The organism is Nocardia alni, from assembly GCF_019038435.1.
In the GTDB taxonomy this organism is placed as follows: Bacteria; Actinomycetota; Actinomycetes; order Mycobacteriales; family Mycobacteriaceae; genus Nocardia; species Nocardia alni.
Genome location: NZ_JAGPOX010000069.1, coordinates 1 through 21,056, shown reverse-complemented (window position 1 = coordinate 21,056; position 21,056 = coordinate 1). Strand labels below are relative to the sequence as shown.

The 21,056-nt window shown below is 67.5% G+C and carries 16 protein-coding genes; 10 read left to right on the top strand and 6 right to left on the bottom strand.

The window, feature by feature from the left end; all coding sequences use genetic code 11:
• Positions 1-97: 97 nt before the first annotated feature.
• The 5 genes from JZ791_RS24530 (at position 98) to JZ791_RS24510 (ending at position 7,569) form a co-directional block, all read left to right on the top strand.
• On the top strand, positions 98-1,501 hold the full coding sequence (locus JZ791_RS24530; protein WP_216897565.1) for an NAD(P)H-quinone dehydrogenase: 1,404 nt from the start codon (positions 98-100) through the stop codon (positions 1,499-1,501).
• A 310-nt stretch (positions 1,502-1,811) separates the two neighbouring features.
• Positions 1,812-2,921, top strand: a complete 1,110-nt coding sequence (locus JZ791_RS24525) for a hypothetical protein (protein WP_216897564.1) — start codon at positions 1,812-1,814, stop codon at positions 2,919-2,921.
• A 111-nt stretch (positions 2,922-3,032) separates the two neighbouring features.
• Complete coding sequence (locus JZ791_RS24520; RefSeq protein WP_216897563.1) at positions 3,033-4,319, top strand: DUF8176 domain-containing protein; 1,287 nt, start codon at positions 3,033-3,035, stop codon at positions 4,317-4,319.
• A gap of 95 nt (positions 4,320-4,414) precedes the next feature.
• Positions 4,415-5,590, top strand: coding sequence for an aminotransferase-like domain-containing protein (locus JZ791_RS24515; RefSeq protein ID WP_216897562.1), 1,176 nt, complete (start codon positions 4,415-4,417; stop codon positions 5,588-5,590).
• Positions 5,591-5,817: 227 nt separating this feature from the next.
• Entirely contained in the window at positions 5,818-7,569 is a 1,752-nt protein-coding gene (locus tag JZ791_RS24510; RefSeq protein ID WP_216897561.1) for a glycerol-3-phosphate dehydrogenase/oxidase, read from the top strand.
• Positions 7,570-7,573: 4 nt separating this feature from the next.
• Here the strand turns inward: JZ791_RS24510 and JZ791_RS24505 are convergent, their stop codons facing one another.
• From JZ791_RS24505 to JZ791_RS24490, 4 genes are all read right to left on the bottom strand, one after another.
• Entirely contained in the window at positions 7,574-7,789 is a 216-nt protein-coding gene (locus tag JZ791_RS24505; protein ID WP_216897560.1) for a hypothetical protein, read from the bottom strand.
• Positions 7,790-7,903: 114 nt separating this feature from the next.
• Positions 7,904-9,067 carry a tricarballylate utilization 4Fe-4S protein TcuB gene (tcuB, locus tag JZ791_RS24500; protein WP_216897559.1) on the bottom strand — a complete coding sequence of 388 codons (1,164 nt, stop codon included), beginning with the start codon at positions 9,065-9,067 and terminating at the stop codon, positions 7,904-7,906.
• Positions 9,054-10,475: an FAD-dependent tricarballylate dehydrogenase TcuA gene (gene tcuA / locus JZ791_RS24495; protein ID WP_308163065.1), complete on the bottom strand. Its 1,422-nt coding sequence runs from the start codon at positions 10,473-10,475 to the stop codon at positions 9,054-9,056. Before tcuA ends, tcuB begins: the two co-directional genes overlap by 14 nt.
• A 57-nt stretch (positions 10,476-10,532) precedes the next feature.
• Positions 10,533-12,305 carry a thiamine pyrophosphate-binding protein gene (locus tag JZ791_RS24490; protein ID WP_216897558.1) on the bottom strand — a complete coding sequence of 591 codons (1,773 nt, stop codon included), beginning with the start codon at positions 12,303-12,305 and terminating at the stop codon, positions 10,533-10,535.
• Positions 12,306-12,438: 133 nt separating this feature from the next.
• Here JZ791_RS24490 and JZ791_RS24485 point away from each other — a divergent pair, with 133 nt between their 5' ends.
• The 3 genes from JZ791_RS24485 (at position 12,439) to JZ791_RS24475 (ending at position 16,459) form a co-directional block, all read left to right on the top strand.
• Positions 12,439-13,869 (top strand): aldehyde dehydrogenase family protein, encoded by a 1,431-nt coding sequence (locus tag JZ791_RS24485; RefSeq protein ID WP_216897557.1) that lies wholly within the window; start codon positions 12,439-12,441, stop codon positions 13,867-13,869.
• A 128-nt stretch (positions 13,870-13,997) separates the two neighbouring features.
• Positions 13,998-14,840 (top strand): sugar phosphate isomerase/epimerase family protein, encoded by an 843-nt coding sequence (locus tag JZ791_RS24480; protein WP_216897556.1) that lies wholly within the window; start codon positions 13,998-14,000, stop codon positions 14,838-14,840.
• Positions 14,837-16,459, top strand: coding sequence for an FAD-dependent oxidoreductase (locus JZ791_RS24475; protein ID WP_216897555.1), 1,623 nt, complete (start codon positions 14,837-14,839; stop codon positions 16,457-16,459). The genes JZ791_RS24480 and JZ791_RS24475 overlap by 4 nt, the downstream gene beginning before the upstream one ends.
• A 32-nt stretch (positions 16,460-16,491) precedes the next feature.
• On the opposite strand, the gene JZ791_RS24470 is transcribed toward JZ791_RS24475, so the two are convergent.
• Positions 16,492-17,301, bottom strand: a complete 810-nt coding sequence (locus JZ791_RS24470) for an NAD(P)-dependent oxidoreductase (protein WP_216897554.1) — start codon at positions 17,299-17,301, stop codon at positions 16,492-16,494.
• Between the two features lie 13 nt (positions 17,302-17,314).
• Complete coding sequence (locus tag JZ791_RS24465; RefSeq protein WP_216897553.1) at positions 17,315-18,145, bottom strand: IclR family transcriptional regulator; 831 nt, start codon at positions 18,143-18,145, stop codon at positions 17,315-17,317.
• Positions 18,146-18,412: 267 nt separating this feature from the next.
• Here JZ791_RS24465 and JZ791_RS24460 point away from each other — a divergent pair, with 267 nt between their 5' ends.
• Both JZ791_RS24460 and JZ791_RS24455 read left to right on the top strand, forming a co-directional pair.
• On the top strand, positions 18,413-19,771 hold the full coding sequence (locus JZ791_RS24460) for an MFS transporter (protein WP_216897552.1): 1,359 nt from the start codon (positions 18,413-18,415) through the stop codon (positions 19,769-19,771).
• Between the two features lie 264 nt (positions 19,772-20,035).
• The gene (locus JZ791_RS24455; protein WP_216897551.1) at positions 20,036-20,530 is read left to right on the top strand and encodes a rhodanese-like domain-containing protein; all 495 of its coding nucleotides are present in this window, start codon (positions 20,036-20,038) and stop codon (positions 20,528-20,530) included.
• The last annotated feature ends 526 nt before the right edge of the window (positions 20,531-21,056 follow it).

Sequence of the window (21,056 nt, the reverse complement as noted above, 5' to 3'; positions counted from 1 at the left end):
CGGTGGGTCGCCCCTACGGCGGGGCGGAAGGATACGCCCAGCTACCCTTTTTGCGTGCCGGAGATCCCGGTCGGACAGCACGAGCGCGGAGGTATCCATGACCCGCATCGCAATCATCGGCGGCGGACCAGCCGGATACGAGGCCGCGCTGGTGGCCGCCCAGCACAACGCGTCGGTCACGGTGATCGACAGCGACGGTGTCGGCGGCGCATGTGTGCTGTGGGATTGCGTACCGTCCAAGACGTTCATCGCCTCCACCGGCGTGCGCACCGATCTGCGCCGCGCTCGCGATCTGGGTATCACGCTGCATCAGGCGCAGGTGAAGGTGAGCCTGTCCGAGGTGAACTCGCGGGTCAAAGCCCTGGCGCACGCGCAGTCCTCCGACATCCGGTCCAAGCTGCAGGCCGCGGGCGTGGAGATCCTCAACGGTTCCGGCGAGCTGATCGACCAGATCCCGGGCCTGGCAACGCACCTGGTGCGGGCCAACCTGAGCGACGGCGGCCAGCGGGTCCTCGAGGCGGAGGTGGTGTTGATCGCCACAGGTGCGAGCCCGCGCGTGTTGCCCGGGGCCGAGCCCGACGGCGAGCGAATCCTGAACTGGCGTCAGCTCTACGACCTCGCCGAGCTGCCGGAGACCCTGGTGGTCATCGGATCCGGTGTCACCGGTGCGGAATTCGTCTCCGCGTACACCGAGATGGGTGTGCAGGTGAAGGTGCTGTCCAGCCGGGACCGGATCATGCCGGGCGAGGATGCCGACGCGGCGCTCGTGCTCGAGGACGCCCTGGCCGAACGCGGTGTGGAGCTGGTCAAGCAGGCGCGCGCCGACGCGGTGGAGCGCACGGCCGAGGGGATCGTGGTCAAGCTGTCCGACGGCCGCACGGTCACCGGTTCGCACGCCCTGATGACGGTGGGCTCGGTCCCCAATACCGAGGGCCTGGGCCTGGAGCGGGTCGGCATCGCCCTGGACAAGCGCGGTTATCTGCGGGTGGACCGCGTCTCGCGCACCTCGGTGCCGGGTGTGTACGCAGCCGGCGACTGTACGGGTCTGCTGCCGCTGGCCTCGGTGGCGGCCATGCAGGGCCGCATCGCGATGTATCACGCGCTCGGCGAGGGCGTGCAGCCGATCCGGCTCAAGACGGTGGCCTCGGCGGTGTTCACCCGTCCGGAAATCGCCACGGTCGGGGTGAGCCAGACCCTGATCGACTCGGGCGAGGTGCCCGCGCGCACGGTGATGCTGCCGCTGAACACCAACCCGCGGGCGAAGATGTCGAGCCTGCGACGCGGCTTCGTGAAGATCTTCTGCCGCCCCGCGACGGGCGTGGTGATCGGCGGCGTGGTGGTCGCGCCGATCGCCTCGGAGCTGATTCTGCCGATCGCCCTGGCGGTGCAGAACAACCTGACGGTCAACGATCTCGCGCAGACCTTCTCGGTGTATCCGTCGTTGTCCGGATCGATCACCGAGGCGGCCCGTCAGCTGATGCGGCACGACGATCTGGGTTAGCCCACTGAACTGCGCCGAACTGCGCCGATCCACCCCCCTCGACAAGGTGTAATCGAATCGAGAGTGTGCCCCCCACAGCGGGAATTCGAAACGTGTTGCCTCAATCCCGCTGGTGTGGTTCACTTCCCGCAGAGATGCTAATGGTGGGCGGTTGGTAGGTTCTGCGTGCGGGGGGATTTCACGGTTCCCCGGAACCGGAACTCACGAGCGGCCCCCGGGTCCGCGGCAGTGGTCCGGCATCTGATGAGGGATAACTGGAGATCGCCCAGCACGAGGTGTGGAGGCGGGCTCGGGAAAGGGACCGCGACAAGTGAAGCATCGTAATCCGAACCGGGTGTATCGGGCCGTGGCCGGCACCTCGTTGCCATTGGCCACCGCCGCAGCGGTGGCGACTCTTCTCGCGGCGCCGGCGGGCGCCAGTCCAGTGGCTGTAGGTGGGATCACCGCCCCCGTGCTGCCGATGGATAACGGCACCCCCCTTGCGCCGATCGACAACAACACCCCACCCACTACACAGGCTCCGGCACCCTCCACGCAGCCGGGCGCCACCACCCCGCAGCCCGGTGTCACGACGCCGCAGCCCGGCGTCACCACCCCGCAGCCGGGTCTCACCACTCCACAGCCCGGCGTCACCACGCCGAACAACGGCGGGCCGGACCAAGAGGGCTTGGCCGGGCCGGTGCAGCCGGGCGTGACAGCCCCCCGCGTCGCGCCGCTGCCGGTGCCCGGACAGAGCGGCCCGGCGCAGCCGGCCATCATGCCGGAGCCGGCGCCGGGGCAGCCCGGTCAGATGCCGCCCGTGGAGCCGGGCCAGCCGCAGCCGGGTCAGGAGACGGCCCCGGGCACCAACTCGCCGGCCACCGGTCCCACGCAGCAGAACACCCAGTCGCAGCCGACCCAATACACGGCTCCGAGTTGGAGTTCACCGAGCCTGCGGTCCGCGCCCGCGGCGCCGATCGTGCACATGACCGGCCCGCACACCGAGGTCGGCGCGAATATCGACGGCGGCGGCCTGCTGCCCGGCTATGTGGCCAATACGCACCACTTCAACAACGCGAACGGCTACGTCGGCACGGTCGGTTACCGCACCCCCCAGAACGCGGGTGACGCTGGTATCTCGATCGAGTACGTCCAGGCCAACCAGATCAAGGTCACCACATACACCCACACCACGGGCCTGGATGCACTCGAGGCCCGTACCGGAATCAAGCCCGACGTCAAGAACACGACCTTCATCGACACCACCCAGGCCAATGCGGCCAAGGCGGCGGTAGAGGGCTGGATCCGGATGCAGCCGGGTGGCGTCGCGGCAATTGATGCGGCGGCTCAGGTTGGTAAGCTTCCTGCGGGGAACTACGCCCCGAAGACGGTGAAAGTTGCCGGTGCCACCGCACAGGTGAGTGGTTCGGTCCAGAACTGAATGTGATTCGGTGCTGGAGGCGGGTCCTGACGCCACCGGTACAGGCTGATTCGGCGCGTGGGGCGGTCGTTGTAGACCGCCCCACGCGTGTGTCATGGGGAAGGAGCGGTGATGGCCTCCATGGACGATGCGAACCACGACGAATCCGAGGATTCGGTAGCGCCCTCGGGCGGCGGGTCGGACTTCGGTCCGCCCGTGTCGGAGTTCGGTCCGCCACTGGATGCTTTCGGTCCACCGACCGGGGATAAGGGAGCGGTCGGCTGGCAGCCCGCCGACGGTCCCAGCGTCGGCTGGCAGCCGGCCGACGGTCCGAGTGTCGGCTGGCAGCCCGATGACGCCCCGCCGACGGTTCCGGCGCCGCCGCCGCAGTATCGAGCGCCGGATTCGACGGGCTCGCGTCCGGTGGTGCGTCCGCCGCAGCAGTATTCGACAGGCTCTCAGGAGACGGTGCGCGGTCAGTACACCTCCGGCTCACACGAGACCGTGCGCGGTCAGCAGTACACCTCGGGTTCGCACGAGACCGTGCGTGGACCGGCACAGCAGTACCCCACCGGGACGCACGAGACGGTGCGGTATCCGGACCAGGGCGGCGGCCCGAAGGAAGGCGACCAGGGGACCTGGTGGCAGACCGAGACCACGCAGCAGTCCGGACAGGCGGGACAGCAGTACGCGCAGGCGGGAACTCCGTCGTCGGGGCAGCGGCCCGCGCCGCGCTCGCTCTGGGACGACGACGACCTGGCCAAGAAGCTTCAGGCGCCCCGCGAACCCGCCCCCGCGACGCCCAAGGGCAAGGGTTCGTCATCGGGGGGATCGCTGTGGGACGACGCCGATCTGGCCAATAGCCTCGCGCAGATGACGCCCCGGTCGGGCGCGTCCTCGGCGCCGGTCGAACCCCGTCGCAGCCGGGGAGTGCTGTACGGGGGTATCGCCGCCGCGGTCGTGGTGATCGTGGTGATCATCGCGGTGGTCGCGCTGGTCCTGCCCGGCAAGAACAGTAAGAACACCGCCGCGGTGACTGCTCCGCCGCCGTCGGGCGCCCTCGACTGTCAGGCATTCACCAATGCGACCACCACCATCGGTAATGGTCCAGGCGATACGACCAGCGGGCCGAAGGCGATCCTGGGATTCGAACATGGGATCTATACCGATCGCAACGCCGAGAAGGCATTGAGTTTCACGGTGCCCGGCAGATTCGCCCTCACCCAGGCGATCATTGATCAGCAGTATCCGTCGGGAGTCAGCTACTGCCTGCGCATCACGACACTTGCACCGGATACGTTCGAAGTGGAGATCACCGAGCATCATCCCGATGGGACCAGCAGGGTCTACGACGAGTCGATCTATACGCAGACTGTCAATAGCAAGGTGCTGATCAACATGATTCCCCAGAATCACTGACATCGCCGGTCTATCCCATAATATGAGATAATAATTTCATTCTGTGGCACTCCCTGTGCGAGGGTGGGGTAATCGCGCTCGCCTCGGAGGTGCCCATGTCCATCACTCCCTCGTTGTCACGCCGTCTGGACGGCCTGCAGAGCTCGGCCATTCGTGACCTGCTGAAGCTCACCGAGCGCCCCGAAGTGATCGGCTTGGCCGGTGGCCTGCCGGATGAGCAGCTGATGCCGCGCGACCGGATAGCGCTGGCGGCCGAGGCGGCCCTGGCGGATCGTTCGCGGCTGCAGTACACCCAGTCCGCCGGGTGGGGCCCGCTGCGCGAGGTGCTGGCGACGCGCGAGTCGGTGCGGCTGCGGCGCGCGGTGCCCATCGAGGAGGTGTTCGTCACCCACGGCTCACAGCAGGCATTGTCGCTGCTGGGGGAGGTGTTGCTCGACCCGGGCGCACTGGTCGTCGTCGAGGATCCCGCCTATGTGGGGGCATTGCAGGTGTTCCGGGCGGCAGGGGCGCGAATCGTCGCGGTGCCGCTGGACGCCGAGGGGATGCGCACCGATGCCCTGTCCGAACTGCTGGAGCGTGGCGAACGCCCGGCGGTGGTCCATACGGTGAGCAACTTCCACAATCCGCGCGGGGTGACCATGAGCCCGGGGCGGCGGCGCGAACTGGCGTACCTCGCCGACCGGTACGGCTTCTGGGTGATCGAGGACGATCCCTACGGCGAGCTGTGGTTCGACAATCCGTCGCCCGAGCCCGTTGCGATCTACTCGCCCAACGTGATTCGCTTGTCGAGCGCGTCCAAGATCCTGGCGCCGTCGTTGCGTGCGGGCTGGATGGTCGCGCCGAACGCGGTCTGCCGAGGCGTGGAATTGCTGAAACAGGGTGCGGACCTGTGTGGTTCGGCGTTGACCCAGCAGATCACCGCCGAGCTGCTCGCCGATACCGACTGGCTCGGCGCCCATGTGGACAAGATCCGTCGCATCTACGGCGAACGCGCCGGCGCTCTGGTCGGCGCGATCCGTGAGCGCTTCGGCGACCGTGTCGTGAGCAGCGAGGCCGGGGGCGGCATGTTCGTCTGGGCCGAGTTCGCGGACGGCACCGATACCGCCGAATTACTCCCGCGCGCAGTCGATCACGGCGTCGCCTACGTCCCCGGTTCCGCCTTCGCGGTGAGCACCGACTACCGCACCGCGATGCGCCTGTGCTTCACCACCTCCGAGGCGCCGGTGTTGCGGGAGGCCGTTGACCGGTTGGCGTGCGCCATCGACGCATAGACGCTATGACTCACTGTTTATGTCCGGACCGGATGGTGTCAGCCTGGGCCGTGCTCGCCGCTCGGCTAGGGGTGATTGCGGTTACCGGCACCGCTGGCTGAGATTGCGTGCGGTGATCAGGTGTCGACCAGCCCGGATGGGTGATGCATTACTGTGGTGTCCAGTTACCTGGCGGTAACGGGGTACGTCACCAACGGGCTGGTCGGCATCGACTGGAGGAGTCGAGGATGGCGAACGGATCGCAAGGGCAGGGACTATCGGGCGGTGAGCTGGGGCCGGCGCAGCGGGAAGCGGCGTGGGAGCGGTTGGGGAGGGATCATTTCGATGTTGTCGTAGTCGGGGGCGGGGTGGTCGGCGCGGGTATCGCGCTGGACGCGGCCACGCGGGGGCTCGAGGTGGCGTTGGTCGAGGCCCGGGATCTGGCGTCGGGGACCTCCAGCCGGTCCTCGAAGATGTTCCACGGGGGTCTGCGGTATCTCGAGCAGCTGGATTTCGGGCTGGTGCGCGAGGCATTGCACGAGCGTGAGCTGAGCCTGAAAACCCTTGCGCCGCATCTGGTGAAGCCGCTGCGGTTTCTGTATCCGCTGACCCATAGGGTGTGGGAAAGGCCTTATGTCGCTTCGGGGTTGGTGCTCTACGACACCATGGGCGGGTCGAAGTCCGTTCCGGGGCAGCATCATCTGACTCGCTCGGCCGCGCTGCGGTTGGCGCCGGGGTTGCGGCGCAGCGCGCTGATCGGCGGCGTCACCTACTACGACACCGTCGTCGACGATGCCCGGCACACCATGACGGTGGCCCGCACGGCCGCACACTACGGTGCGGTGATCCGCACCTCCACCCAGGTCGTGGGGTTCCTGCGGGAGGCCGACCGGGTCGTCGGGGTGAACGTGCGCGACAGCGAGGACGGCCGGACCACACAGGTGCGCGGGCATGTGGTCATCAACGCGACCGGTGTGTGGACCGATGAGGTCCAGGCGCTGGCCCGCCAGCGCGGCCGGTTCCACGTGCGGGCCTCGAAGGGTGTGCACATCGTGGTGCCGCGCGACCGGATCGCCAGCGATACCGCACTGATCCTGCGCACCCCGACCTCGGTGTTGTTCGTGGTCCCGTGGGGCGGCAGTCACTGGGTCATCGGCACCACCGACACCGACTGGAACCTGGACCTCGCCCACCCGGCGGCGACCAAGGCCGATATCGATTACCTGCTCGAACGGGTGAACCAGGCACTGGTCACCCCGCTCACCCACGACGACATCCAGGGTGTGTACGCGGGCCTCCGGCCACTGCTGGCGGGGGAGAGCGACGAGACCTCCAAACTCTCGCGTGAACACGCGGTCGCGCGGATCGCGCCCGGACTGATCGCCATCGCGGGCGGTAAGTACACCACCTACCGGGTCATGGCCTACGACGCGGTGGATGCCGCCGCGCAGGATATTCCGCAGCGGGTCTCGCCCACGATCACCGAGAAGGTCCCGCTGCTGGGCGCGGACGGGTACTTCGCCCTGCTCAACCAGGCCCCGCAACTCGCACAGACATACGGCATCCACCCCTACCGTGTCGAGCATCTGCTCAACCGCTACGGCTCCCTGGTCACCGACGTGCTGGATCTCGCGGCGGGCAAACCCGAACTGCTGCAACCGATCACCGACTCGCCGACGTATCTGCGGGTCGAGGCGGTCTACGCCGCGGCCGCCGAGGGAGCGCTGCACCTGGACGACATCCTGGCCCGCCGCACCCGGATCTCCATCGAATACTCACACCGCGGCGCGAGCTGCGCCGAGGAGGTCGCGCGCCTGGTCGCGCCCATCCTGGGCTGGAGCGAGGATCGGATCGACCACGAGGTAGCCACATACAAGGCCCGCGTGGACGCGGAAATCCGTTCGCAGACCCAGCCCGATGACGTCGCCGCAGACGCCCTGCGGGCCGCCGCACCGGAACCGCGCCCGGAGATTCTGGAGCCGGTGCCGTTGGACGGGTAGGCGGTCAGTCGGTGGGGTTGTTCACCACACCGGGCCGCTGCGGAGCGATCACCGCGACCGTCGGAGCCTGCGATGCGGGTGAGTGCGGTGGGGCAGGGCGGGCGTGCGGGTGTATCAGCAGATAACCCAGTACGACGGCGACAGCTGCCATGATCAGTGCCCGCATCAGTTGCGCGGTGATGCGCGCGAATCGCCGCACTGTGACCGTCGCCGCTGTCATCGTTCCACTTCCCGTGCCGTGTATGCCGTCCCGAGGGTGTCGCGGTAAGTGTGCACGGCGTTAGCAATGAAGTGGCAAATGACACGATTTCCGTCGGCGCGTCGTGCGCCACGATCAGCTCGCGGTCGAGCCATGCCTTTCGATATCGTCCTGTTGCATCGCGAGCAGGCGGAAGATCCAGTGCACGAATTTGGTGTACGGAGCGACCGCGAACGCGACGATCACCGCGGCCAGATGCGCGACCAGGATCGGGCCGAAGACCACCGTCGAGCGCAGCGCCGTGGTGAGTACACCGGAGACCATCAGCGCCACCAGCGCCCACAGGAATGAGCGGTCCGCGTGCCGCATCCGTGGTGTGCTGTGTTCGGGCGATCGGCGGTCCAGTACGAGGAATCCGGCGCAGCCCGCAGTGGCCAGTAGCCCGCCGCTCATGCCGGTGAGCACCGGCACCGACAGATATCCGTAGGGCGGCATCAGCCCGAACAGGTTTTCCTCCACGGCCGCAGCGCAGGTGGAGAGGAATGTCAGCAGGAAACCGTACATCACCAGATGGTGCAGCCGGCGGCGCAGCGAGGACGGTTCGGCGTCCGGTTCGGTGTCCGGGTAGGCGCAACCCTCGCCGCCGGCGTCGTGATGGGTCAGCCGGGCGGCCCGGGACAGGGTCCGTCCCCATGCCCGAACCTCGGTGAGACCGCGATAGTCGCCGTTGAGGTCTTTCCAGTAACGCAGCGCCGCGCCGCTCAGCACCGTGGCCGACCACACCGCGGGCACGGCGACCACGGCGATCAGCACCCAGTGCGAGATCAGATCGTAGGCCGAGCCGCGCGAGCGTGTGGTGAACGCCCGTCCGCCGGTTGTCAGCAACGCCAGCATGATCAATAGCAATGCTGTCGCGACGAGCGCCGCGCCGCGCCGCGCCCACCCCCGCAGGCCAGAGAAAATCGGCGCGGGGCGGAGGTACTCGGCATACGTGCGGGCTCGGACCGCGCTGAAGACCTGTGGCGGATCCAGTGCGAACTGGTGCGGTGTGGTGTACATGCACGCGGTGAAGCAGTCGCGGCAGTCGTGGCACAGGTCGGCCAAGTGAGTGATGTCGAGGTCGGAGGGTTCGCGCCGCAATTCCAATGCGGGCCAGACCGGGCAGTAGCCCTCGCAGTAGCGGCACGCGTTGCACACCGTCAACTGCCGCCGGGCCTCGTCGAACAGATCGGCGTCGAATGTGTCGGCGCCGAGTAGATTCCGTCCGATCAGGCCACGTTCCTGATCATCCGAGGGCATGGCGTGCGGCCTCCTGTCCGGCGACGCGGCCCCAGACCGTGCCGATGGTCATCCCGAATCCCGCCAGATATCCGCTGGACAGGATATTTCCGGACATGATCTCGCCCGCGGCGAACACGTTCGCGAATGGGGATTGGCCGATCCGCTGCACCCGGGCGGAGCGATCCACGGCCACACCCAGGTAGGTGAAGGTTATTCCGGGTCGGGCGACCACTCCACGGAACGGGGGTGTGTCCAGACGTTGCGCCCAATTCGATTTGGACACCGTCAATCCCGTTGTCGCAAGGCCGTCCGGACGGGTCGGATCGAAGGTTCCCTCGGCGGGTGCGGCGCGGTTGTACTCGTCGATGGTCGCGGTGGCCGTCACCGGGTACAGTCCCATTTTCGCGGCCAGATCCTCGATCGTGTCGGCACGATAGCTGCCGTACATGGGCGGCAGAAACAGTTCGTCCACCTTGTCGTCCCAGCAGCAGTAGGCGATCTGGTCCGGCTGCTCGGCGATGTTGCGTCCCCAGATGGCATAGCGTTTGGGCCAGATGTCCTCGCCTTCGTCGTAGAAGCGTCGCCCGTCCCGGTTGAGCACGACGCCGAACGGGATCGAATCCAGCCGAGTGGCGATACCGCCATCGAATCGAGGAGAGCGGGCGTCCACGGCCACCGCGTGGAAGCCGCGCTCCTGGCCGGCGGTGCGCGCACCCGAGTCCAGCAGCCGTCGCAGGACAATCCCGTCGTTGAACTCGGTCCCGCGAATGTGATAATTGTTCGCGGCCTCGCCCCAATACTGTTGCAGCCAAGCGAGATTCGCCTCGAATCCGCCCGCCGCGCAGATCACCGTCCGGGCGCTCACGCGCTGTCGTAGCCCGTCGGCCTCCACGACCAGCCCGGTGCACCGATCGCCGTCGATCTGGAAATCCGTCACGGTCGTCTCGTAGCGCACGGTGATGCCGCGTCGGGCGAGCGCGCGATAATAGGTGTTCACCAATGCCTTTCCTCCGCCGAGGAAGAAGCGGTTGGTTCGGCCGAGGTGGAGCGTGCCGTGCAGCGGGCGCTGCCAGCGGGCGCCGTGTGCGCTCATCCAGCCCGGCACGGATGCCGATTCCCGCACCGTGAATTCGGCGAGTTCGGCATCGCTCGGGCCCGTCCCGACTCCGCACAGATCGTTCCAGAGTTCGTCGAAAAGATATGGGCCGCTGTTGAACTCATCCCCGCTGTCATGGACGCAGCGAATATTGCGAGTGTGTCGGCTGTTGCCCCCGCGCATGGCCTTCGGCGCCCGTTCCAGCAGTAGTACTCGTGCGCCGTGATCGTGTGCGCTCAGCGCGCTCACGAGCGCGGCGTTGCCTCCGCCGACGATGACCACATCCCACGATCCGGCGAGATCGCCACGGGCGTCGATAATTTCGGTCACCTATCCTCCGAGAGTATGGTGCGAGAGGTCATTCGGGCAGCGAACTCGGGTACGGGGTCACATGTCCGGCCAGCCGAAGCTTGGTTCCGGATGCGGCAGTGGCGCCAGTTCCCAGGTGGCGGCCGAGGGCATCGTGGCCGCCTCGTCGACCGTGACATCGAGCACGAACGGCCGGTGTGCGTCGAGCGCCACGCGCACGGCGTCACCCAGGTCGCCGGGATGTTCCACACGCAGGCCCTCGCCGCCCATCGACCTGGCAAGGGCGACGAAGTCGGTACGGTGCGGCTCTCCGGTCGCATCGATCCGAAATGTGGTTGCCAGCTCACGATTTCGGCCGAAGTACCCGCGTTGCTGGTCACGGATGGATATGAAGCCGCCGTTGTTCCAGATCAACCACACCACCGGCAGGTCGTACTGGACGGCGGTGGCCACCACACTGGGCAGCATCAGGAATCCACCGTCGCCGACCACGGCCAGCACCGGTGTGTCGGGCGCCGCGAGACGGGCGCCGAGCGCACCCGCCACGCCGAACCCCATCGATGCGAAACCCCAACTCTGCAAGAGTGTTCCGGGACGATGCGGATACCACTGTTGCACGATCCAGTTGTGGTGCGCGCCGACGTCGGCCAGGAGGATCGCGTCCGCCGGCAGTGCGCCGCGCAGTTCGGCGAGGACGCGCTCGGGCCGAATCGGGGTGGCGGTGGACCATCGATGTGGTGCGATATGCCGCTCCCACTCGTCGGCCCATTCGGTGATTCGATCCAGCCAGGTGCGGCGACTCGGCGGCGGCGCCTTTGCGCCCCATCGAACGGTCAACTGCCGCAATACTTCTCCGGGCGATGCCGCGATGCCGACGGTCGCCGGGTAATTCCGCGACAGCTCGGCTGGATCAATATGCACATGTACCAGCCGGGTCGGCGGGATGGCGTAGGTGTATCCCGGTAGCCACGAACTGGTAGCCCGGTCGTCGAACCGGGTGCCCAGTGCGATCACCAGATCTGCGGTGCGACAGGCCCGATTGGCCGGATAGCTGCCGTTACGTCCGGTGGCGCCCAGCGACAGTGGATCGCTGCCACCGATCGCGGCCTTGCCCAATGGGGAGGTCGCCACCGGGAGTTGCGCGGCGCGGGCGAAGGCGAGCAGTTCGGCCGCGGCGGATTCGGCCCCCGATCCGGCTACCAGTACCGGTCGTTGCGCAGCCTCCAACAGATCCAGCACCGCCTCGATATCGTCGCTCGCGGCGGCGACGCGGTTGCTGCCGGCACCACGCCACAGGTCGGGTTCGGCCGGTTCGGTGGTGGTTCGTTCGACGAAGACATCGAGCGGTACGTCCAGATGTACCGGCCCCGGCCGGCCCGCCCGCATGGTGGCGAAGGCCTGGCGCAGCATCAGCGGCAGCTGTTCGGCCCGGGTGGCCTGATAGCCGCGCTTCACGAAAGGTCGCAGGGCGCTGGGGAAATCGGCTTGGTAGTGGCGGCCCGCCTCCTGGAACGGCCCGCGGTTGAACTGGCTGGTGGCCACGTTCCCAGTGATCGCCAGCAGTGCGGAGTCGTCCATCAGCGCCGAGCCGAGGGCTACCGGCAGATTCGCCGAGCCGGGACCGCAGGAGGTGAAGGTGGCCAACGGTTCTCGGCGCACCCGATAGTAGGCGTCGGCGATGAATCCGGCGGCGGCCTCATGATGTGTCGATATCGTCCGGATGTCGTCGCGCCGGTCGAACAGGGCGTCCAGCAGGCCCAGATCCCCGTGGCCGCACAGTCCCACCACGTATGGCACGCCCTCCCGGATCAGGTGTTCGGTGATCAGCTCTGCACCGCTCCAGTCACCCACGGCGGCCTCCGTTGCGTAATTACCAATGGGTTGCGTTATAGCCGACAGTAGGTAGTCTTGGGATGATCGTCAACACCGTGCGCTGGAACCCATGAACCGGGTTGCGGCGCAACGCGACGGGAGGATGCCAGCTATGGGGCACCGGCCGACCGGACTGTTCGTCGAGGGGCAGTGGCGGGAATCCGATCAGCGGTTCACCGTGACGGACAAGTACCTGCGCGAGCCGATCGCCGAATTGGCCGTCGCCGGCCCGGCGCAGGTCGATGCCGCGGTGGGTGCGGCCCGGCGTGCGGCCGATGATCCGTTACCCCCGGCGCGTCGCGAACGGATACTGCTGGACGCCGCCGAGCTGCTCGAGGAGCGCGCCGCCGAGATCGAGCGGACCTATGTCGCGGAGACCGGATTCACCCTCGCAGACGCACGCACCGAATCCGCACGCGCGGTCGGAACCTTGCGGCTGTGCGCGGGTGAGGCTGTTCGTGTTGCGGGGCAGGAGATTCCGGTATCGGCAACGCCGGGCAGCGAGAACCGGCTGGCCTTCACCATTCGGGTACCGGTCGGCGTGGTAGGTGCTATCGCACCGTTCAACGCTCCGCTCAATACCGTGGCGCACAAGATCGGCCCGGCACTGGCCGCGGGAAACGCGGTCGTGCTCAAACCGGCCGAGGCGACCCCGCTGTGCTCGATCGCGCTGGTCGAGGCGCTGCACGACGCCGGGCTGCCACCAGGATTTCTTCAGTTGGTGTGCGGTCCCGGCGAGACGACGGGCGCGGCACTGGTGGCCGACCGGCGCATCCGGTACTTCACCTTCACCGGGTCCAGCGCGGTGGGTCTGCTGGTGAAGCAGCGTTCCGGTATCGCCAAGACACATCTGGAACTCGGCGCCAACAGCGCCTCGCTGGTGGGCGCCGACGCGGACCTGGACCTGGTGGCAGAACTGGTGGCGCGGGCTGGTTTCCGCAAGGCCGGGCAGGTGTGCACGAGTGTGCAGCGGCTGCTGGTGCATCGGGAGGTGCTCGACGAATTGACCGAGCGACTCACCGCGCGGATCACCGCCCTGCGCGTCGGTGATCCGCGCGATCCGAAGACCGATGTCGGGCCGATGATCGCCCCGGCGGAGGCGCAGCGGGCCAGGGAATGGATCACCGAACCGGGGGGCGGGCGAGTGCTGTGCGGGGGTGAGCGTGACGGCGCGCTGCTGAGCCCGGCCTTGGTCGCCGAGCCCGCGCCGGACAGCCATCTGATGTGCACGGAGATCTTCGCGCCGGTGGTGGCCGTGGTGCCGGTCGAGTCGATGGATCGGGCGATCGAGCTGATGAACGCGGGCGATTACGGGTTGCAAGCCGGGATTTTCACCCGCGACCTCGACCGGGCCTTCGATGCCGCGCGGCGGTTGCGGGTCGGCGGGGTGATGGTCAACGACACCTCCAGTTATCACGCCGACGCCATGCCGTACGGCGGGGTGAAGGACAGCGGATACGGGGTGGAGGGGCCGCGTTACGCGGTCGAGGATATGACCGACCCTCGCATCGTCGTGTTCAATCTGCGCCCGCCGCGGTCTTGACCTGTCGCGATGGTTCGCCACCCGATATCGACCTGACGCGAGACCATCCTGATCTCGGTCGCCGACCCCGAGGAATCCGCATGACATCCACCCCTCTAACCGATTCCGGAACCCCCGTCGGATCATCGGTGACAACGTTGCCTCTGTCCGGATGTAGTTATGGTTGGCTGCACCAGAATTCGTTGGATCACGCCTTACGACAACTGGCGACTCACGGATATCGCACCCTCGAATTGACTACCGCGCCACCGCATCTTTTCACCTCGGCATACGGCCCGTATGAGCGACAGCAACTGCTTCGTACATTGAATTCGCTGAGTCTCCAGGTGATTTCGGTCAACCCGAGCTTCGGTGACCTGAATCTGGTCAGCACCAATCCGGAGATCCGCGCGGTCAGCGAGGCGCAGATCGCGGCGGAGCTGGAATTGGCCGCCGACTTGGGCGCTCGGTTCGTAGTGGTGATCGGTGGCCGTCGTCATCAGCTCGCACCCGCCCCGCTGGACGCGGCGGCCCGGGTACTCGACGATGCCCTGGACCGTCTGCTGGAACGAGCGCGGCGCCTGGGCGTCACGATCGCCCTGGAGAACAACCCCTACGGATTCCTCGCCACCGCAACCGAACTGTGTGAGGTCGTGGACCGAATCGACTCCCCGCACCTGGCCGTCACGTACGACGTGGCCAACGCCCTGGCAGCCGAGGACCCTTCCGCAGGGCTGCGGCTCCTGGGCTCTCGACTGGCCTTGGCCCATATCAGCGACACCTGGAAACACCGCTGGGCGCACACCTCGGTCGGTCGCGGAGAGGTCGACTTCGGTTCGTTCGCTACAACATTGGCGGAACTCGGTTTCGACGGCCCCACTGTCTACGAACTCGTGGACGGCGAACCACCCGACGACCGTCTACCCACCGACCTCGCCGCGCTCGCCGGCTACGGCTGGTCGGTGCACACTCTCCCGGTAGGTACGCGATGAGCAGCGCGGCGCCCGCAGAGCCGTTGCCGGAGCGGGTAGATGTGCTGGTTGCCGGTAGCGGGGCAGCGGGTCTGACCGCGGCGTTGGCGGCCGTTGTGGCGGGGGCGCGGGTGCTGCTGGTGGAGTCGGCGGCGGAGTTCGGCGGTACCACCGCGCTCGGCGGTGGGCGGGTATGGGTGCCGGTCAATGGGACTGCGGCGAATGCGGGGGATTCGGCGGAGGCGGCGCGGACCTATCTGCGGGCGATCTTCGACTCACGATATCCGGAATTCGTGGACATGTTCGTCGAGTCCGCGCCGGAGATGATGGCATTCGTGCAGCGGCACAGTGCGCACCGGTTCGTGGTGTGCCCGAACTATCCCGACTATCACACCGAGCTGCCGGGGGTCACTCTCGGCGGGCGGTGCCTGGACATGGAGCCGGCGCGGCTCGGTGATCTGGCGCCGCAGACCGGCGCCATCCGGGTGCCGCCGGGATATTCGCCGATGACCCATGCCGAGTGGGAGCGTTGGCGATATCCCGACCGGTTCGATCACGAGCTGCTGTCACAGCGGATGAGAGACGGGATCCGCACCGGTGGAGTGGCTTTGGTGGCCGGACTGCTCGACGGCGTGGTGCGGGCCGGAGTTCGGGTCTATGGCTCGACCCCACTGGTGGGCGTGCTGGTCGACGAGGGCCGCGTGCGCGGCGCGGAAGTGCAATACGACGGTTCCCGGGTCGTCCTGCACGCCAATGCGATCGTGTTGGCCACCGGCGGATTCGATTGGGACGCGCGGCTGCGCGAGGATCTGCTGCCCGGGCCGCTGGCGACCAGTACCGCGGCGCCGAGCAATACCGGCACGGCACTGCGTATCGCGCGGGAACTCGGTGCGGCGGTGGATAATACGGCCGAGGGATGGTGGATGCCCGCGATCTCGATTCCGGGTGACACCGTCGACGGACATCCCTACGCCCGGGCGTTGATTCGCGAACGCGGCACCCCGCGGCAGATTCTGGTCAACCGCGCCGGGCGCCGATTCGTGGACGAGTCGGTGCCGTACAACGAATTCGGCAAGGCACTGCACCACCGTGCCACCGACGGCAGCTACCCCAACCGCGACGCCTTCCTGATCTTCGATGACCTCTTCCGGCGGCGCTACCCGCTTCCTGGACTACCACCGGGCGCCGAAACCCCCGACTGGGTGGCGCGATCCGATGATCTGCGCGGCTTGGCCGCCCGCATCGGCGTGGACCCGGGCGGTCTGTGCGGCACGGTCGAGCGCTGGAATATGCTCTGCAAGAAGGGAATCGACGAGGACTTCCGGCGCGGTGACAACCCCTACGACCGTTACTACGGTGACCCGGACCAGCCCGGCAACCCGAATCTCGGCCCGATCGACACCGCGCCCTACTACGCCGTTCAGGTACTGCCGGGCACCATCGGCACCAAGGGCGGCCCTGTCACCGATCTGAACGGACAGGTCCAGCGTCCCGGCGGCGTCCCGATCGCCGGGCTGTTCGCCGCCGGAAACGCCTCCGCGTTCTGGACCGCCGACGGTTACCCCGGCCCCGGCGCGACGTTGGCGGTCGCCATGACGATGGGCGCACGAGCAGGTCGTGCCGCCGCCCGGCTCCGTTGATCAGGACCGTATCGGCGTATCGACGGTGCGGATCAGTCGGTCTGAATGTGGGCCAGTACGTTACGCAGATCGAGTTGCCCGTCCCCGGCATCGGCGGCGGCGGTGAGCCAGGCGTGGGCCGCGGTGAGCTGGGGCAGGTCGGCGGAGGTGAGGGCCAAGCCGACGTCCTTGGCGGCCAGATCGATCGCGAAATCGCTGTCGGCGTTGCGGGCCCGCGCCACCACGCCGCCCAGCGGACCGGTCGCCAGACCGTCCAGCACGGTGTCGCGGTCGATGCCGAGCGCCTCGCCGAGTGCGACCACCTCGCCGAGCAGGGTCATCCCGGCCAGTGCCGCGGTGATCAGCACCACCTTACGTGCAGCGCCGGAACCCACTGCCCCACAACGCACTACGGTGCCGAACGTGCCCAGTAGCGTTTCGACCCGCTCGACCGCACCACCGGCCAGCACCGTCAATGTGCCGTTGCGGGCCGGGCCGACACTGCCCATCACGGGGGCATCCACGAACTCGGTGTCGCCGAGTCGATCGTGCAGCGACAGCACAGCTTCGGGTCCCACGGTGGACATGTCGACGAGCACCGCGTCGGATCGCAGCCCCGCCGCGACCCCGTCGGGCCCGAACACGACCGCCTCCAACGCCTCCGGATCGGCGAGCATGGTGATCACCACCTCGGCGTCGCGCGCGGCGGCGGCCGGGGTCCGCGCCACCCGGGCGCCCTGTGCCACGAGGTCTTTCGTGCGCTCGGGGGAGCGGTTCCACACCGTCAGGTCATGTCCGGCATCGAGCACGCGCCCGGCCATCGGCAGGCCCATACGGCCCAAACCGAGAAATGCGGTATTCATTGTCGACTCCTGTTCATACGGAGGGTTGTTCGTCGGGCGGCGCCCAGCCGGGGATCGGGCGGGCGGCGCCCAGTCTGGTACCGATTCGCCACGCGGCCTCGCGCACCGCCCGGGCGATGTCCGGGACGGTGGCCGTCGATATGCGAATATCCGGCCCCGACACGCTGATGCTGGCCACCACCGCACCGGTGGAATCGAAGATGGGCGCGGCGACGCAGCACAGATGCGGCTCCAGTTCCTGCAGGTCCACCGCGTATCCCTCCGCGCGTATCCGCGCCAGCGCCCGCATCAGTTCGGCTCGATCGGCGATGGTGGCATCGGTGGGCGTGGCCAGTCGCGGTTTCGGGTACCGGGACTTCACCTCCGTCTCGGACAGCCCCGCCAGCAGTGCCTTGCCCATCGAACTGCAGTGTGCCGGTGAGCGTTTGCCCGCCCAGGAATGCATGCGCACGGTGTGCCAGCCGTCGACGACCTCGATCGTGACGGCCTCCGCACCGTCGAGTATCGCCAGGTGTCCCGTCTCGCCGAGCCGCTGGACCAATTCCTCCAGCGCCGGCCGTGCCGCCCGCCGGACCTGGTCCTCGGAGGCGACCAGCTGCCCCAGCGCCGCAAGCTTGCCGGACAGCCGATACCGGCCCGGCTCCCCGACCGACTCCAGATATCCGGCCGCGGCCAGCGTCGCGGCCAGCCGGGACGTGGTCGATCGGTGCGTGCCGAGCTCCTGTGCCATCTCCCCGATACCGATGACCGGCCGGTCTCGTTCGAACATGTCCAGGATCGCCAGGCCGTGCAACAGCGCACCGACCAGTCTGCCTCGGTCGGAACCGGTCTCGGGGATCGTCATCGGTGCGCTCCGAATCTCCGGGCGCAGGCGGTCGCCAGCGCGTGCACGTACACCCACAGCCTACGAACAACCGGTCGGCGTCCCTGCGCACCAGGTCTTCGATGGTGCGTCGCAGCATCGTTGAACTCCCCTGAGCTTTGCCCTATGTGCAATCCATTGCGTAATAGGCGACGTTATGGGAGCCTGGGCGGAACGTCAAGATGTGACGTGCGGCACATAGTTCCGCCCATCGTGACGGCCTGACAACCCAAGGGATCGAGGTCCGAAATGGTCCCCAGCAATTCCCTCTCCAGTGACCAGGAGAGGACCGTCTCGTCCTACCGGCGGGTGACCGTCGCCGCGGCGTTCGGCACCACCGTCGAGTACTACGACTTCTTCATCTACGGCACCGCGGCCGCGCTGATACTGCCGAAACTGTTCTTCCCCAAATTCAGTCCGACCGCAGGAACCCTCGCGGTTTTCGCGATCTTCGCGGCAGGATTCTTCGCCCGGCCCATCGGGGCGATCGTCTTCGGTTACTTCGGTGACCGGATCGGACGCAAATCGGTGCTCATCGTCACATTGCTGGTCATGGGACTGGCGACGATGGGGATGGGCCTGCTGCCGACGTTCGCCACGGCCGGCCTGTGGGCTCCGGCCCTCTTGGTGACGCTGCGCGTCATTCAGGGCTTCGCGGTGGCCGGGGAGTGGGGCAATGCCACCGTTCTGATCTCCGAATACGCGCCGCCCGGCCGCCGCGGCCTGCTGGGTGCGGTCGTCCAGAACGGCTCTCCCGCAGGGCTTCTGCTCGCGTCCGGCGTGTTCGGTCTGGTATCGCTGCTGCCGACGCGGGAGTTCCAGCTGTGGGGTTGGCGAGTGCCGTTCCTACTGAGCATCATCATGGTGGCGATCGGAATCTTCATCCGGCTGCGCGTGATGGAGTCCCCGGAGTTCATGCGTGCCATCGAGGCGCAGGGTGCGATGAATCAGCCGGTACTGCAGGCGGTGCGCCGCGAACCGCGAAACTTCCTGATCGGCATCGGCGCCCGCTTCGCACCGGACATCATCTTCTACATCGCGGCCACCTTCATGATCACGTACGCGCAGCAGCATCATCTCGGCGTGTCCTCGGGCGTCATGCTGGTCGGGGTGTCGGTGGCGGCGGCCGTCGAGATCCTCGTGGTACCGCTGTGGGGAATGCTGTCCGACCGAGTCGGCCGGCGCCCGGTCTATATCGGTGGCGCGCTGTCGTGCATCGCCATCGCGTTTCCCATGTTCGCTCTTGCCGAGACCACTTCCCCGGCCCTGGCCTGGCTGGGGCTGATCCTGGCCTTCTGCATCGGCCACGCCTCGATGTGGGCGATCGGCGCGGCCCTGTACTCGGAACTGTTCGCAACGCGATACCGTTGCAGCGGCGCATCATTCAGCTACAACCTATCGATCGTGCTCGGCGGCGGCCCCGCCCCTTTCATCGCAACCGCCTTGGCCAGCTGGGCCGGCGGTGCGTACTGGCCGGTGTCCCTGTACATCATGGCCGCCGGTGCAATCAGCATGGTCTCCCTGTACGCGGCCCGCGAAACCCACACCGACAGCCTCATCGAACAGGTGCCGGCAGACTCGGCCCCAGGCGTCCAGACCATCGGCTGACCTTGCGCCCAGGAGCATAGAACCGGGATGGTGAGCACTGATCGATGCCACCCATGAGGTGGTCCCGGCAAGTTCCAGAGGCGGTGGTGGTGGTTCTGCCGAGTTCGTTTGCGGGTTGTCCGGGAGTGTGTAGGCGTTCCGCCGCGACGAGTATGGCGCGATTTTGGCGGTAGGTGGCGTTCGTGCCACTGGGGTGGGGGGCGGATTCGCGCGAGGATGATCACGTCGGAAAGCGAGTCTTGTGAGCGAAGGGGATTGGTGCGGATGTCGCAGGTGGTGGCAAGTGCGGTGTTGTCGAGTCCGGTTGCTGCGAACCAGGTCGCCGTCGCGCACTTCGCGGCGCGTCTGTCGTTCGAGGCCGATGTCTCCGACGTGCACGCCGATCTCGAGTCAGGGCAGCTCGGTCATGCCTTTGTGCTGGTCGATACGCGCTCGGACGAGTCTTGGGACCAGGGCCATATCCCCGGCGCCGTCCATCTGCCGACCCGACTGATCGTGCGGCGCGCCGCGGCCGGAGCACTGGACCCGCTCCTTCCGGCAGGCATACCGGTCGTGACCTATTGCTGGGGGCCCGGCTGCAACGGCGCGACAAAGGCAGCCTTGGCACTGGCCGAGCTCGGCTACCCGGTCAAGGAGATGATCGGCGGATTCGAGTACTGGGTGCGTGAGGGCTTCGCCTATGAGTCGAAGCAGGGACGGTTCAGCCCGGCGACCGACCCGCTGACGGCTCCGGTCGGCACGACATCCTGCGCGTGCTGAGCGGGTCCGCCAGCGCCGCAACCCGTCTCGGCGCCTGAGTGCGTGAATCGCCGAAAACAGACATCGTGCGAGTCGTAAGCCGTCCTCTCGTGGTTTCTGGACCGTCGGGCAGCGAGGTTCCAGCTCGAGCTCAGGGTAGTGTTCGGGCGCGCCGTACAGAGTTCCCGGCGTCCACGGTCGCCTGGCACAGGGCCGTTCGCGCTGCCCCAATCCGGGCCTGCCGGGAGGAAGCCCAGGTACATCGAGTATCGGGTGCATCGTGAGGTGGTCGCCGCCCCATGGATATACCAGTGCTGCATGGCTTTCCGTAGATCCATCGTTCGGGGTTCTCGGATGACCATCGAGTACGAGCGAATTATCGGTACCGGGTGCGGCGGCGGTTGGTTACGCCTGGCAGCCGGGGCAGAAGTAGACGCCTCGTTCGGTGGTGGGGCCGTCGCCTATGAGGGTCATGGTGAGGTTCGTGTCGCAGCGGCGGCAGGGTTGGCGGTGGCGGCCGTAGACGTAGGGGCGCCAGGGTGGGTGG